The organism is Paenibacillus cymbidii, from assembly GCF_004764705.1.
Lineage (GTDB): Bacteria > Bacillota > Bacilli > Paenibacillales > NBRC-103111 > Paenibacillus_AN > Paenibacillus_AN cymbidii.
Genome location: NZ_SHLX01000037.1, coordinates 67,551 through 80,571, shown reverse-complemented (window position 1 = coordinate 80,571; position 13,021 = coordinate 67,551). Strand labels below are relative to the sequence as shown.

Annotated in this window: 11 protein-coding genes; 5 read left to right on the top strand and 6 right to left on the bottom strand. The window is 59.5% G+C overall.

Annotated elements, in window-relative coordinates; translation table 11 throughout:
• Nucleotides 1-308: 308 nt before the first annotated feature.
• Nucleotides 309-1,079: an AraC family transcriptional regulator gene (locus EXY20_RS33420; protein WP_235886322.1), complete on the bottom strand. Its 771-nt coding sequence runs from the start codon at nt 1,077-1,079 to the stop codon at nt 309-311.
• A 136-nt stretch (nt 1,080-1,215) separates the two neighbouring features.
• On the opposite strand from EXY20_RS33420, the gene EXY20_RS33415 reads away from it, so the two are divergent.
• The 4 genes from EXY20_RS33415 (at nt 1,216) to EXY20_RS33400 (ending at nt 5,564) form a co-directional block, all read left to right on the top strand.
• Nucleotides 1,216-2,166, top strand: a complete 951-nt coding sequence (locus tag EXY20_RS33415) for a nucleoside hydrolase (protein ID WP_135556767.1) — start codon at nt 1,216-1,218, stop codon at nt 2,164-2,166.
• A 221-nt stretch (nt 2,167-2,387) separates the two neighbouring features.
• Nucleotides 2,388-3,224 (top strand): DeoR/GlpR family DNA-binding transcription regulator, encoded by an 837-nt coding sequence (locus EXY20_RS33410; RefSeq protein ID WP_167859702.1) that lies wholly within the window; start codon nt 2,388-2,390, stop codon nt 3,222-3,224.
• The gene (locus EXY20_RS33405; RefSeq protein WP_135556765.1) at nt 3,221-4,051 is read left to right on the top strand and encodes a class I fructose-bisphosphate aldolase; all 831 of its coding nucleotides are present in this window, start codon (nt 3,221-3,223) and stop codon (nt 4,049-4,051) included. Before EXY20_RS33410 ends, EXY20_RS33405 begins: the two co-directional genes overlap by 4 nt.
• Nucleotides 4,052-4,055: 4 nt before the next feature.
• On the top strand, nt 4,056-5,564 hold the full coding sequence (locus EXY20_RS33400; RefSeq protein WP_207671374.1) for an L-fucose/L-arabinose isomerase family protein: 1,509 nt from the start codon (nt 4,056-4,058) through the stop codon (nt 5,562-5,564).
• Between the two features lie 238 nt (nt 5,565-5,802).
• On the opposite strand, the gene EXY20_RS33395 is transcribed toward EXY20_RS33400, so the two are convergent.
• From EXY20_RS33395 to EXY20_RS33380, 4 genes are all read right to left on the bottom strand, one after another.
• Entirely contained in the window at nt 5,803-6,189 is a 387-nt protein-coding gene (locus EXY20_RS33395) for a glyoxalase superfamily protein (protein WP_207671373.1), read from the bottom strand.
• Between the two features lie 113 nt (nt 6,190-6,302).
• Complete coding sequence (locus EXY20_RS33390) at nt 6,303-7,268, bottom strand: CheR family methyltransferase (protein ID WP_328592613.1); 966 nt, start codon at nt 7,266-7,268, stop codon at nt 6,303-6,305.
• 15 nt (nt 7,269-7,283) lie between these two features.
• The gene (locus tag EXY20_RS33385) at nt 7,284-10,088 is read right to left on the bottom strand and encodes a response regulator (RefSeq protein WP_135556764.1); all 2,805 of its coding nucleotides are present in this window, start codon (nt 10,086-10,088) and stop codon (nt 7,284-7,286) included.
• A gap of 71 nt (nt 10,089-10,159) precedes the next feature.
• Nucleotides 10,160-10,729 carry a nitroreductase family protein gene (locus EXY20_RS33380; RefSeq protein ID WP_135556763.1) on the bottom strand — a complete coding sequence of 190 codons (570 nt, stop codon included), beginning with the start codon at nt 10,727-10,729 and terminating at the stop codon, nt 10,160-10,162.
• 346 nt (nt 10,730-11,075) lie between these two features.
• On the opposite strand from EXY20_RS33380, the gene EXY20_RS33375 reads away from it, so the two are divergent.
• Nucleotides 11,076-12,371, top strand: coding sequence for a WD40/YVTN/BNR-like repeat-containing protein (locus EXY20_RS33375; protein WP_135556762.1), 1,296 nt, complete (start codon nt 11,076-11,078; stop codon nt 12,369-12,371).
• Between the two features lie 9 nt (nt 12,372-12,380).
• Here EXY20_RS33375 and EXY20_RS33370 read toward each other — a convergent pair whose 3' ends face one another.
• A complete protein-coding gene (locus EXY20_RS33370) occupies nt 12,381-12,719 on the bottom strand; it encodes a L,D-transpeptidase (RefSeq protein WP_135556761.1) in 339 nt (112 codons plus the stop codon).
• Nucleotides 12,720-13,021: the final 302 nt, after the last annotated feature.

Here is a 13,021-nt window from a genome sequence, read left to right as displayed (position 1 = left end):
AAGCAGCCTTTTCTGACGCGAGTCAGGGAGGGCTGCTTTGTTGTTGTCCCGAAGGGAAGCATGGCGAGCCATGCGCGAAATAAGCCATGTTTTATTGGCTATTTCGCCCAAAACGGCTGGCCGCCGCAAAATAGCCAGTGAAATCGATGGTTATTTTTGCGAAACGAACGATTTTGTGGCGGTTGGCGGGAAATAGCCAGCGAATACACTGGCTATTTTGGACGAAGCGAGTGAAATCGGGCCAATAGGCCATTTTTTATGGGCTATTTTTGAAAAGAGAGCATGCCGCAGCCGAACCAAGGGGGCGTTTACTCGACCTGCCGCCGAATGCGGAAGGCGCGGGGCGTCAGTCCGGTTTCGCGCTTGAACATGCTGCAAAACTGCGCATCGCTCACGAAGCCGGCTTCGGCGGCGACGGCCGACACCGAAGCCGAGGAGTGCAGCAGCAGCGCTTGGGCGTAAGCGATCCGCTTGTCGTATAAGTATTGCAGCGGCGCAAGTCCCGTCAGTTCCTTGAACAAATGACGGAACCTATCATAGCTGTAGCCGGACAGGTCGGCGAGCGCGTCGACGGAAATTTTTTGCCGGTAGTGCTCATCCATATAGTTGCGCGCATACTGCAGCCGCTTGTCCGGCGGCTCGGAGGCGCCGCGGCCGGTTCCGGCGGAGCCGGACAATACGCGGCGCAGGACGATCGACAGCTGGCCGACGAACAGATTGAGCATTTCCGCATACCCTTCTTGCTGCCGCGCAAACTCGCCCTTCATCTGCAGCAGCAACTGCAGCACCGTGCCGTTGGCATCGTCGGCGTAGACGGCGCTTGACGCCGTAACCGCGGCGGCTTCAGCGAGGCGAAAGCCGATGAACAGCAGCTGCGTATCGGCAGCGTGCCGTTCGTCATGCGCCACGCGCGGAGCGATCAGCGCAAACGTGCCGCCGCGGAACGCGAACGGAACGCCGCCGATTGTCGTTTGGCCTTGGCCGCTTTCGTAGTAGACAAGCTCGCGGCATTCATGCTCGTGGAACGGCACGTAAGCTCCCGCCGATTTTGAGCCGTAATAAAGAAAGTCAAGCCGCATATCCAACCCCGCAATTCCCGCCAATACCAGCCGAATCCGATAAAAAATCGGCCGAATCGGGATAATATTTTCGCGCCATTGTTGCTATCATTCTATCATGTAAGAACCAAATCGTGAACAAACGGAGGCTAAAAGCATGATACGCGCGAACATGGCGCAAGCGGAATTGCTGCGGCGGTTGGAACGGCCGGCCGGGCAGGTAAGGGCGGTACTGGACACGGACACATTCAACGAAATCGACGATCAGTTCGCCGTCGTATATGCGTTGCTGTCGCCGGAACGGCTGCGGATGGAGGCGTTTTATGCGGCGCCGTTCTTCAATGAACTGTCGACCGGGCCAAAGGACGGCATGGAGAAAAGCTTCAACGAACTGCGTAAAATATTGTCGCTGATGGGCGAACGCGGCCAGGTGCCGATCTTCCGCGGTTCGGAGCAGTATTTGCCGGCGGCGGATGCGCCGGTCGAAAGCGAAGCGGCACGCGATCTGGTGCGGCGCGCAATGGCTTCATCGCCGGACGACCCGCTGTATGTGGTCGCGATCGGCGCGATCACGAATGTGGCGTCGGCGATTCTGATGGAACCGCGCATCATGGAGCGGATCGTGGTCGTCTGGCTAGGCGGTCATGCGCTGAACTGGCCGCATACGAAGGAGTTCAATCTGAAGCAGGACGTGTTTGCCTCGCGTCTTGTGCTGGACAGCGGCGTGCCTCTCGTTCTGGTCCCTTGCATGGGTGTCGCGTCCCATCTGCTCACGACATTGTCGGAGATTCGCGATCATGTGAAAAACAGCGGACCCGTGGGCGAATATTTGCACGAAACGTACCGGAACTGCCGGGCCGACCATGCCGGGTACTCGCGCGTCATTTGGGACATATCGGCGATTGCCTGGTTGATCGAGCCGGACTGGCTGCCGAGCAGCACAATCGCCAGCCCGGTGCTGTCGGACGATTGCCGCTGGAGCGTCGACACGAACCGGCATTTCATCCGGTATGTGCACGAAATAAAGCGGGACCCTATTTTCCGCGATCTGTTTGCGAAGCTGCGAACGCGGCAGGCAACAACAAGTAGCGGTTGGGATGGCCCCTAACGTAAGCAGCAAGCGAGGCATATAAAGTGGGGAAACGGTATCCGGTCGGGGTACCGTTTTTTTTGTTCGAAATTATCATGGTATGTTCGTTTATAAAACTATTGTGGACAAAACGATAATATTTTAATAGAATAATGTTTGAAACGATCATAAATTTGCGAAACGAACATAAACCGAAGCCGCATGGGAATGTTTGATCCTACGATGAGAGGATGTTCGTGATGAATGGTTATCCGCCAGACGATAAAAGGGAACCACTTGAGCTTAACAAACGGCAGGATGACATTTTCCAGTGGATCGTTCGCGAAGGCCAAGTGAAATTAAACGAGCTCAGCAAACGGTTCGACGTGACGGAAGTGACAATCCGGCGCGATCTGGAGAAGCTGGAGCGGAAAGGCGTGCTGCACCGCACGTTTGGAGGCGCCGTGCTGTCGCAGTCGCACGACGTGTCGATGAGCAAACGGGAACATACGATGAGCGACGAAAAGGAGCGCATCGGTAAAGCTGCCGCCGCTCTTGTGAGGCCGGGGGAGTCGATTTTTCTCGACTCGGGGACTACCACGCTGCAAGTAGCGCGTTATCTCGATCCCGAACTGCCGATTACCGTCGTCACGCACGCAATCAGCATCGTCACCGAGCTGCAGAGCCGGAGCAGAAGCATGAAGGTAATTGTGCTTGGCGGCATGTTATGGGAAGGTTCGTCATCGCTCGTCGGTCCGGGCACGGAGGAGGCGCTGCGCAGGTACGCTTTCGACCGCGCCTTTATTTCCGCTACCGGCGTAACGGTGGAGCACGGGTTCAGCAATTCGAACATTTTCGAGCTGCAAATCAAACGGATGGCCGCCCTGCAGGCCAAAGAAGCGAATGTGGTCGTCGACCGCAGCAAGTTTGGCGTCCGTTCGCTTGCGTCGTACGCATCGCTCGATCAGGTGCATCGCATCATTACCGATGACGTGGCCGACAAGGAAATCGAGCAATTTTGCAGCGATCATCAGGTTGAGATCGTGAAAGCGAGTAATCGTCAGGCAAAGACATCGCAAGGGCGGGGAGAAGAATGAAACCAAGACTAAACAGATTGTTCGCGCAGGATGGCAAATGTTTCGACGTGGCGATCGACCACGGCTTTTTTAATGAAGGCTCCTTTCTGAGCGGGATCGAAAATATCGAACAAGCCGTCGCCACGATCGTCGACGCCGGCCCGGACGCCGTACAGCTGACGGTCGGCCAGGCCCGGTTCCTGCAGCGGATCCCGGGCAAACAGAAGCCGTCGCTCGTCATGCGCACGGACGCGGGCAATTTCTATAACCGCCAGCTGCCGCCGCATTTATTCAGCCATTTGATTCCGGATGCGGTCGAACAGGCGGTGGCGCTGGACGCGGCGTGCGTCGTCGTCAATTTGCTGCTGCTGCCGGGGCGGCCGGAGCTTTATCACGAATCGCTGCGCAACGTATGTGCGCTCAAGCCGGCGTGCGAGCGGTTCGGCATGCCGATGATGGTGGAGCCGCTCGTCATGCAGCCGAACGAAACGCATGGCGGTTACATGGTCGACGGCGATCTCGGCAAAATCGTGCCGCTTGTCCGTCAGGCCGTCGAGCTCGGCGCCGACTTGATTAAAGCCGACCCGTGCGATGACGTGACGGAGTACCACCGGGTCGTTGAGGCGGCCTCGGGCATCCCGGTGCTCGTGCGCGGCGGCGGGCTCGCCTCCGACGAGGAAGTGCTGGAGCGCACGTATGCCATCATGCAGCAAGGGGCGTCGGGCATCGTGTACGGCCGCAACGTCGTGCAGCATCGCGCGCCGGCACGGATGACGAAGGCGCTGATGGCGATCGTGCACGGTCAGGCCGATGCGGTGGCTGCGGCCGCTATGCTGCGCGAAGAGTAACGCCATGGCGACGAACGTCACAAGTCACAAGACCCGAAGCGACGTGTGTGAGACCACGATTCCGTCGCCGGAACAGAAAGGAAGATTGGTGATGGGCCACCAGCCGCGAAACACAACGTTGGGCGTTATTGTAGGCAATCGCGGATTTTTTCCGAGCCATCTCGCGGCAAGCGGCAGAGAAACGATTGTGCGCGTGCTGCGGGAGGAAGGCATCGAAGCGGTCATTGTGGAGCCGGAGGAAGCAAGTGCCGGTTCGATCGTTACGCTGCAGGACGCGAAGCGCTGCGCCGAGCTGTTTCGCAGCCGCCGGGAAGATATCGACGGCGTTCTGATCACGCTGCCCAACTTCGGGGAAGAACGCGGCATTGCCGATACGCTCAAATACGCCGATCTGCGCGTCCCGATTCTGGTGCACGCTTTTCACGACGACGTATCGCGCATGACGATCGCCGACCGCCGCGACAGCTTCTGCGGCAAAATGTCCGTTTGCAGCAATTTGCGCCAGTACGGCTTCGCGTATTCGTTGACGACGCAGCATACTGTCGATCCGGAATCGGCGTCGTTTCGCGCCGATTTGCAGCGGTTCGCCGCCGTATGCCGCGTTGTCAAGGCGCTGCGTTGCGCGCGTCTCGGCGCGATCGGCGCCAGGCCGGCCGCTTTCAATACGGTGCGGTACAGCGAAATATTGCTGGAGCGGTCGGGGATTAGCGTCGAGACGCTCGATTTGTCCGAACTGTTCGGTCGGGCGAACCGGCTGACGGATCAGTCGGCTGCGGTGCGGACCAAACGTGAGCAAATCGACGCTTATGTCAACACAAAAGGAATGCCGGGGGAAAGCTTGCAGCGGATGGCCAGGCTCGGCGCCGTAATCGACGGCTGGATGAGCGACAACGATCTGGTCGCCACCGCCATCCAGTGCTGGACGTCGATGGAGGAGTATTTTGGCGTCGCGCCGTGCGCGATCATGAGCATGATGAGCAACAGCCTGCTCCCGAGCGCTTGCGAAACCGACGTGCCCGGGCTCGTCGGCATGTATGCGCTGCAGGCGGCATCCGGGCGGCCGAGCGCGCTGCTCGACTGGAACAACAACTATGGCGACGACCCGGACAAGGGAGTCGTGTTCCACTGCAGCAATTTGCCCAAAGACATCATGGAGGCGATCCATATGGATTTCCATGAGATTTTGGCGGGCGCCGTGGGCAAGGACAAGGCGGCGGGCACGATCAACGGGCGCATTCGGGCGAATCCGTTCACTTATCTGCGCGTTTCCACGGACGATTTGAACGGCACGATTCGGGCGTATACGGGCGAGGGACAATTTACGAACGACCCGCTGCTGACGTTCGGCGGCTACGGCGTTGTGCGAATCGAGCGGTTCCAGCAGCTGCTGCGCTACATCTGCGAGAACGGCTTCGAGCACCACGTGGCGGCGAATGTGTCGCGCGTCGCTCCCGCGGTTGAGGAAGCGCTGGGCAAGTATATGGGCTGGAGCGTTTACCGGCACGGGGAGTAGGCGGAGGGTATGTTTAGGGGGCGCTGTCAAAATAGGCATGAAAAATGGCTTATTTCCCGCTTTTTTCCGCGGTTCATGAAAAATAGCCAGTGAAAACACTGGCTATTGTAGCCCTGATGCCTCTCAATTGGCCTTTTCAGCAAAATAGCCAGTGAAAACACTGGCTATTTCGCCGATGCGGGTCATTTTTAGCGAAATAGGCAATCAAACATGGCCTATTCAGCAGCGGCCGCCCAAGTTACTCGTTCGACTCCTGATAGAAGTGGATCCGGTTGCCGAACGGATCGTGGACGGTGCATTCGCGTGTGCCCCACGGCATCTGTTCCAGCCCGGGCCGGTTGTACTTGTACTTCTTCGCCGTCAGCTCGGCGTGGAGCGATTCGACGTCGTCCGTCTCCACCCGCAGGTTCGCTCCCGGCGCGCCGTCGCCGTGATGCTCCGAAAGGTGGATGCGGCAGCCTCCCCGGGAAACTTGCATGTACAGCGGCGTGCCTGGCTCGAACCGGTGCTCCCAGTCGATGCGGAACCCGAGGAAATCGACATAAAACTGCCTCGCCTTCTCCTCGTCGAACATGCGCAAAATCGGTACCGGCGCTTTCATGCCGTAATCGGTCGCTTCGCTCATCGGACAATCGCTCCCCTGCGTTTCGTCGTAAACCTCACACGCCCCTGCGCTATGCCGCTCCCTGCCGCACATTGCACGCGCATGCGTTGCAACGGTCCCGACCCTCGCCGCCCTTACTCCCGCGGCCGCGGCCGCAGCCGGTAAATGCGCTCCGCCGCGGCGATGTCTTCGTACTTCTCCCGCACGGGCATATTGCCCAGCGACTCCTTGCTGCCGAGGCACAGAAATCCGTGCGCGCCCAAGCTTTCATGGAACAGCTCGTGCACCCGGTTCTGCAGCGTGGGATCGAAGTAAATCATCACATTGCGGCACAGGATCAAATGAAACTCGTTAAACGACCGGTCCGTGGCCAAATTGTGCTGGGCGAACACGATTGGCTCGAGCACTTGCGGACGCAACCGGGCGTACTGGAAATCGGTCGTATAATATTGCGAAAATTCCGCTCGTCCGCCCGCTTGCATGTAGTTGCGCGTGAAGCCCTGCATCCGCTTGAGCAGCAGCTTGCCTTCCCGCGCCTGGGCAACGGCCCGCTCGTTCATGTCGGTGGCGTACAGTTTCGCCTTGTGCAACAGCCCTTCTTCGTGCAGCAAGATCGACATCGAATACGCTTCCTCGCCCGTCGAGCAGCCGGCATGCCAGATGCGGATTTCCGGCAAATGGCGCAGCTCCGGCAGCACATGCCGGCGCAAGGCAAGGAAAAATTCGGGATCGCGAAACATCTCCGTCACTTTGATCGAAAAATCGTCCAGCAGCCTGGCGAGCACGGCCGGATCGTGCAGCACCCGTTCCGTCAGCGCGGTAATGGTCGCAAACTTGTCCATCGAGGCCCGGTGCAAAATTCGCCGCTGGATGGAAGGGCGCGAATAATGCCGGTAATCGAACCCGTACATTCGGTAAATGCCTTCCAGCAGCAAATCGATTTCGATTGTCCGCCGTTCCGCATCCTCGCGGCTTGTTTCCGTACCGTCCAGCTCCTCCCCGAGTTCGGTGTCGTCGTCCGCCGCCATATTCGTATTCACAGGTCTGGCGCGGTTGACGCCGATCGCCATCCGTTTCCATTCGAAGGTCTGTTTTTCCATGTCGTCGGCCTGCCTTTATTTGGTCAGCCAAACCCGCATCAGCGAAAACAGCTGATCGATACGGACCGGCTTGCTGATATAGTCGGAAGCGCCGGCTTCCAGGCATTTGTCGCGGTCCTGCTTCATCGCCTTAGCCGTCAGCGTAATGATCGGCAGCTCCGCCCATTCGGGATTCGCGCGAATGGCCCGCATCGCTTCGTAGCCGTCCATGATCGGCATCATGATGTCCATCAGCACCAGATCGGCGCCGACTTGGGCCAGAAGATCCAGACATTGTTTGCCGTTGCCGGCGGCGGTCACGAGGAAGCCTTCGTTCTCCAGCGCGGCGGTCAATGCATACAAGTTTCTTGCATCGTCGTCGACGAGCAGGATGCGTTTGCCGGCGAACAGCGCCGCATCGTGCGAACGGTCGTCCGCGTCGCGGTCCGCCGCCGGCGCAACGGCCTGAATCGCCGGCACTTCGATCGTCTCGGCCCGGGCCAATGCGGCCGCGGTTTCCAGCGGAGCGGCAGGCAAGGCCGCCGACCCGTCGACCGACTCCGGCACGTACAGCGTAAACGTGCTTCCTCGCCCTTGCACGCTCGTTACCGACAGGCTGCCTCCGAGCAGTCGCGCCAATTCGCGGCAGATGGACAAACCGAGGCCGGTACCGCCGTATTTGCGGCTTATCGTGCCGTCGAGCTGCTGGAACGCTTCAAAAATAAGCTGCTGCTTGTCCTCCGGAATGCCGATGCCCGTATCGGCAACGGAAATCGCCAGCATGGTCCGCTGGCGAGCCGACACAGGTTCGCCGGAATCTCTCGCGGCTCCGTCATACTCGTCGGTTTTGGCCAACCCGATCCGGAGCTGAACGCTCCCTTGTTCGGTAAATTTGAACGCGTTGGACAACAGGTTGCGAACGATCTGCAGCAAACGTTGGCCGTCCGTGCGGAATGTCGGCGGGACGCGATCGTCCAGCGCGATGTCGAAGCGCAATCGTTTGGCTTCGGCCAGCTTGTCGAAGCTGTGGCGCATCAGCGCCGGGATTTCCGTCGTATTGACCTCGTCGACGATGACTTCCAGCTTGCCCGCCTCGACCTTGGACAAGTCGAGCACGTCATTGATCAGGCTAAGCAAATCCTGTCCCGACTGGTGAATGACCCGGGCATATTCCTGTTCCTCCGGCGCCAGCTTCAATTGTTCGTTATCCGCCAGCAGCTGCGACAGGATCAGCATGGAGTTGAGCGGCGTACGCAGCTCGTGCGACATATTGGTAAGGAATTCCGTCTTGTACCTGGAGCTGAGCCGGAGCTGTTCGGCATATTTCTCCATCTCTCGCGAAGCCAGCTCGAGCTCGTGATTTTTTTGTTCGGCGTAACGGTTCTGCTCTTCCAGCTTCTCGTTGGTCACCGACAGCTCTTCCTGCTGGGTTTGCAGCTCCTCGGTTTGCGTCTGCAATTCTTCCGCCTGCGTCTGCAATTCCTCGGCTTGCACCTGCAGCTCCTCCGTGAGGGCTTGCGACTCCTGGAGCAGCCGCTCGATTTCCATCCGTCCGCCGACGCTGTCCAGCGCGATGCCGAACAACAGGCGTATCTGGTCGACCAGCGTCAACTGCGGCGGCGTAAACGGCTCGAACGATGCGTATTCGATAACGCCAGTTACCTTGCCTTCGAATTCGACGGGTACGATCAGCACGTTGCGCGGACTCGCTTCGCCAAGCCCGGAGACGATACGGATGTAAGGCTCCGGTACGTTCAGCAGCGAAAAGGTGCGTTTCTCCAGCGCGCATTGACCGACCAATCCTTCGCCGAGGCGGAAGACCGGCCACGATTCCGCTTGGCCGATCGCCGCGAACGACGCGACGCGAACCAGCTTCTCCTCGTTGCCGTCGGTTCGACGCAAGTAAACCGCGCCATGCATGGCGCCAATCATCGCCGCAACGGCGGAAAGGAACGAACGCGACATGGCCGCCAAATCCGTCGCCCCCTGGAACATTACGGCCACTTCGGCGATTCGCGTCTGGACCCAATTTTGCTCCTCGACGATGCGGTTGTACGCGCGCACTTGCTGTTGGTGAGATTCGAGCGACGCCGCCATTTCATTGAAGGAAGCGGAAATTTGCCCGAATTCGTCCCGGCTGGTGACGGCGAGCCGCGGCAGCCGTTCCTGTCCGAGGTCGACAGCGCCCAACACCGCGGTAATGCTTCCCAACCGTTTGCCGGTGTCGCGAATGACCCAGATCGACAGCATGGCGCCCGCCGCCAAAGTAAGGAAAGCGGTCAAGCCAACGATGGCGAGGATGCTGCCGTATACCTGTTTGGAGCGTTCCTGCGCTTCGTTCATCAAGTTTTCCTGCAGCGTCTTGAAGTCGTTCATCGTCACGGTCAAGCCTTCGCGCAGTTGCTTGGCATCCGTGACGTACAGCGTTGACGCATCCGCCGTTTTGCCGGCCTGCGCGGCGTCGGTAATCCGTTTGACCAGTGCCAAGTAATCGTTGTAGCCGGTCCGGATTCGCGCGAACAGCGCTTTGCCGTCGGCGGAAAACGTCATCTGTTCCAACGTCTGCAGCAAATTGACGGACAACTGGCGGTTCGTTTCAATCGTGTTCAGCCGGTCGTTCAGGTTGCTGCCGTCTGTCGTCATGTAACCGAGCTCGCTATGAATGACCGAAAACGCCTGGCGGAAGTCGGAAAGCGTCTTCACCTTCAAATAGCGATCGCCCACGATTTCGCTGGTGTTGCGGTTGATGGAGCCGAGCAGCACGAGGACGACGACGAGCAGCGCCAGTGTCAGCACAAGCGTAATGCCGCTGGCCAAAAATTGTTTCCTGCGAAAATTCATGCCAAACCATCCTTCTGCGATGCGATTATGACGATCGTGGAAAAATGTCACATGTCGATCCGTTGCAGCGATTAATGGTCGATCCAGGTTGTTTTGACGCGGAAGGAGGTTCGATTGGCCGGCGGCGGTGTAAGATCAGGGTATCCGATATAAACGAAGCCGACAATCTGATCGGGCTCCCGCAAGCTGAACGCTTGCCGCATGAGCGGATGGTAGGCGGGTTCGCCGGTTCGCCAGATGGCGCCAAGTCCGAGGGCATGGGCGGCAAGCAGCATGTTCTGCACGGCGGCGTGCACCGCGGCGATTTCTTCGGCAGGCGATTCGCCCGGCGCCGGCGAAACGGCAACGGCGATGACGACAGGCGCGCGGTATGCCTTCGTCTCCTGTTTGGCCCGAAGCTGCGCCAGTTCTTCCTCCGTGCGCGCGCCGCCGGCTTCCGCCGCCGCCACGTCCGCGTAAGCCCGTCCGAGCACACCGCGTCCGGCGCCGGTCATGACGATAAACCGCCACGGCTCCGACAAATGATGATTGGGCGCCCACACGGCCGCTTCCAGAATCCGTTCGATCGACGCGGCGTCGACGGGATCGGGCTTCACTTTGCCAATGCTCCGTCTGCCGCGGATCGCTTCCCATAGTTCCATGTTCATATACCCCTTTCGCGAAATAGTGAAACAGCTTCGAGGCGAATGGCGCCAATTTTTCTTCTCCCATCATAACAGATTGCGGCGGCAATCGGGACAAGTGCCGGTTAGTTTTGGGCGCGGGCGGATAAAATCAACATCCGGTGGAACCATTTCGTCTAAAGGTGTGTCTGAGAATTCCGAAGACAGCAGATTGGGCCGAATTTTCGTTCCATGCAAGGAAGTTTTGCGCAGGCTTATCGGGGGTAAGTCAAGCAAAACTGACGCAGCAGGGGCGAAAAGGCGGTGAAAGATGCACCTGAGCGGGTTTTCAGACACGCCCTAAGGGATAGAGAGGTGATGCATCATGAACGCACGATCCAAACGTTATGCAATCGCAGCCGTATGCATACCGCTGCTGCTGGCAGGCTGCCAAAGCGGCGCTTCCCGGGAAACGGCGGCAACCAAATCGCCGGGCGCGGTCGTTTCATCGCCGTCGGTATCGGCGTCGCCGACCGCAACGCCTTCCGTTGCGGCGACGCCGCAGGCGACGGGCAGCTTGCCGCCGTCGTCATCGCAGAAGCCGTCCGCGGCCGAACCTGCGCAACAACAGCCGCTGCGGCTCAGCGGGATGAGCTTCCTGAACGCGCGGCAAGGCTGGACGGCCGGCGACGCCGCCGGCAGCGGCGCCGTGTGGCAAACCGCCGACGGCGGCCAAACGTGGCGCGGCAGCACGCTGCCTGTCCAGCATGCCGGGGCGATCGGGTTCGCCGGCGAATCGCGCGGCTGGATGACGGCAAGAACCGGCTGTCACGAAGAGAAAGGGCAAATCGTCTGCGCCGAATGGCAGCTGCTGCGCACGGACGACGGCGGCTTGCACTTCCAGACGCAAACGAAAGGCGCGCCGCAGAAGCCGGCCGGGCAGCCGGCGGACGATCGCGTTTTTGCCGTCTCTGCCGACAAGGCCTTCGTTATCGCGGACACGAACCTGCTGGCGACAGCGGATGGCGGAGCCAACTGGCGCACCGTCGACTTCGGCATCGGCCCGTTCCTGCCGGAGGAAGGGGCGTTTCTGGCGGACGGCCAGCACGGCTGGGTTATGGGGCGGGCCGGGAAAGGCTGCCGCACCGACGTGCGCGAAGCGACCGACCGCTGCGCGACGACCGTCGTGGCGACGGCGGACGGCGGGGCGCATTGGAAGATGGTGTGGTCGCCGCAGGATTCCACCGGCCTGCGCACGGTCGGCATTTCGTTCCTTGACGCCAAGCGCGGCTGGATGCTCATCCTGTCGATCGAGTCGCTGCAAGCGACGCTGTACGGGACGACGGACGGCGGGGCGACATGGAGCGCCGTTTCGGAGATGCGCGGCGGCCGCCCTTACGTGCGCGGCTTGCAGTTCGTCGACGCGGCGAACGGCTTCATTCCGCTCAGCGCGGGAGCGGGGCCGATAAGCGGCGGCCTGGCCAAAACGACAGACGGCGGCAAAACGTTCCAGCGTTTCGTCAACGAGGAGCAGGGCTGGAGCTTCGAGCAGCTGCAATTTTTCAGCGCCAGGGAAGGGTGGGTTCGCGTATCCGATCCCGCGGGCGACTATTTGCAAACGACGATCGACGGAGGAACCTCCTGGCGCAAAAGCGTGCTTCCCGCCGCGCGGACGTCCTGACGCCGCGCTTCAAGGGCGAATCGTGACCTCGGTGCCGATCGGTACCAGTTTCGACAAACTCACGACGTCGCTGTTGTACATGCGGATGCAGCCGTGCGAGACGAACTTGCCGATCGAGGACGGATCGTTCGTGCCGTGGATGCCGTAATGAGGCTTCGACAACCCCATCCAGAACGCCCCGAAAGGGCCGCCCGGATGGGGTTGTTTGTTGACGATCGTATAGTCGCCGGCCGGCGTTTGCGTCAGCATGGTGCCGATTCCGACCGGGTACGTATTCACGACCCGATTGCCGCTGAGCAAGTGCAGCCGCCTGTCGGACAAGTCGACGATGATGCGATAGGTTGGCATCCCATTTCCTCCAATCGATGCAGTATATGCCGCCCGGGATCAAAATCGCACGAATTTCGCGCATTCGCAACGAACCTTTGCGCTTTCTCTTATTGATGGCAACCTTTCATGCTATAGTAAGAAAATGGCGTTAATAATTTCTTTACATTTGAAATAGGCCATGTTTTTATGGCTATTTCGGCAAAAATGGGGGGCCGCATGGAAATAACCAGCAAAAACGCTGGCTATTTCGGGGAAACGTTCGATTGTGGGGCGGTTTGAAGACAATATCCAGTGTTTTCACTGGCTATTTTGAACGATGT

What these genes read in the sequence shown, in the direction of transcription:
- EXY20_RS33375 (WP_135556762.1), top strand. Translation starts at nt 11,076, where the DNA reads ATGAACGCACGATCCAAACGTTATGCAATCGCAGCCGTATGCATACCG.
- EXY20_RS33400 (WP_207671374.1), top strand. Translation starts at nt 4,056, where the DNA reads ATGGCGACGAACGTCACAAGTCACAAGACCCGAAGCGACGTGTGTGAG.
- EXY20_RS33385 (WP_135556764.1), bottom strand. Translation starts at nt 10,088, where the DNA reads ATGAATTTTCGCAGGAAACAATTTTTGGCCAGCGGCATTACGCTTGTG.
- EXY20_RS33415 (WP_135556767.1), top strand. Translation starts at nt 1,216, where the DNA reads ATGATACGCGCGAACATGGCGCAAGCGGAATTGCTGCGGCGGTTGGAA.
- EXY20_RS33405 (WP_135556765.1), top strand. Translation starts at nt 3,221, where the DNA reads ATGAAACCAAGACTAAACAGATTGTTCGCGCAGGATGGCAAATGTTTC.
- EXY20_RS33370 (WP_135556761.1), bottom strand. Translation starts at nt 12,719, where the DNA reads ATGCCAACCTATCGCATCATCGTCGACTTGTCCGACAGGCGGCTGCAC.
- EXY20_RS33395 (WP_207671373.1), bottom strand. Translation starts at nt 6,189, where the DNA reads ATGAGCGAAGCGACCGATTACGGCATGAAAGCGCCGGTACCGATTTTG.
- EXY20_RS33380 (WP_135556763.1), bottom strand. Translation starts at nt 10,729, where the DNA reads ATGGAACTATGGGAAGCGATCCGCGGCAGACGGAGCATTGGCAAAGTG.
- EXY20_RS33420 (WP_235886322.1), bottom strand. Translation starts at nt 1,079, where the DNA reads ATGCGGCTTGACTTTCTTTATTACGGCTCAAAATCGGCGGGAGCTTAC.
- EXY20_RS33410 (WP_167859702.1), top strand. Translation starts at nt 2,388, where the DNA reads ATGAATGGTTATCCGCCAGACGATAAAAGGGAACCACTTGAGCTTAAC.
- EXY20_RS33390 (WP_328592613.1), bottom strand. Translation starts at nt 7,268, where the DNA reads ATGGAAAAACAGACCTTCGAATGGAAACGGATGGCGATCGGCGTCAAC.